Here is a 1,213-nt window from a genome sequence, read left to right as displayed (position 1 = left end):
ATGCTTTTGGGTTCCCGGACCGCCACCGGGCCTTCGGGTCCGGCATCGGTTCGCCATACCGGGTCCCGTCCGTCCCCTGGTGGGGTTCGCGGGTTCGGGGCTTGGTCGTGGTGGTGGTTTGAGAACTGGAGAGTGGACGCGAGCAAGAAAGATTCTTTTCTTGTTTACTGTTTTTTCGGACGAACTTCTTCTTGTAGAGGTTTTGTTCTTTGTTCTGATCGTTTTGTGATCATTAGTGCGAAGATCTGTTGTCCGGTGTTTGCTGGCTTTGTCGCGGGCGGCCGTGTGGTTGCCCGTGAAGGGCGTATGGTGGATGCCTTGGCAGACAGTACCGATGAAGGACGTGTGAGGCTGCGATAAGCCTCGGGGAGCCGCCAGCAGGGCTTTGATCCGAGGATTTCCGAATGGGGGAACCCGCCGGCCGTCATGGGCCGGCACCGCCTTGGGCGGGGGGTACGCAGGGAAGTGAAACATCTCAGTACCTGCAGGAAAGGATACTCCGTGAGTAGTGGCGAGCGAAAGCGGATGAGGCCAAACCGTGTGCGTGTGATACCCGTCGGGGGTTGCGCATGCGGTGTTGCGGGATCGCGCGTCCGGGCCCCGACGGGCCCGGCGGGAGTGATAAAACGGCGTTCGAGGCGAACGGGATTGAATTCCCGGCCGCAGAGGGTGATGGCCCCGTAGCCGAACGTGCGTCGTCTCCCGGTCGCGTCTCCCAAGTAGCACGGGCCCCGTGGAATCCCGTGCGAATCTGCCCGGACCGTCGGGTAAGCCTAAGTATATCTGTCTGACCGATAGCGTACTAGTACCGTGAGGGAAAGGTGAAAAGCACCCCGGGAGGGGAGTGAAACAGTTCCTGAAACCGTGCGCCTACAATCCGTCGGAGCCTCCTTGGGGGGTGACGGCGTGCCTATCGAAAAATGAGTCTGCGAGTCAGTGGTGCGTGGCGAGCGTAAGCCGTGTGGTGTACGCGTAGCGAAGGCGAGTCTTAAAAGGCGTTTGAGTCGCGCGCCCTGGACCCGAAGCGGGATGATCTAGCCCTGGGCAGGTTGAAGCGCGGGTAAGACCGCGTGGAGGACCGAACCCACCTGGGTTTAAAACCGGGGGGATGACCTGGGGCTAGGGGTGAAAGGCCAATCAAATTCCGTGATAGCTGGTTCTCTCCGAAATGCATTTAGGTGCAGCGTCGGGTGATTGCGTCCGGGGGGTAGAG

At 60.3% G+C, this 1,213-nt stretch carries 1 rRNA gene; it reads left to right on the top strand.

Annotated features, from left to right (window positions below):
* Positions 1 to 286: 286 nt before the first annotated feature.
* Positions 287 to 1,213 (top strand): 23S ribosomal RNA (locus H9626_RS15085); the annotation flags it as partial.

The organism is Phocaeicola faecium, from assembly GCF_014837055.1.
Taxonomy (GTDB): Bacteria; Bacteroidota; Bacteroidia; order Bacteroidales; family Bacteroidaceae; genus Phocaeicola; species Phocaeicola gallinarum.
This window is presented reverse-complemented; position numbering and strand designations above follow the sequence as displayed.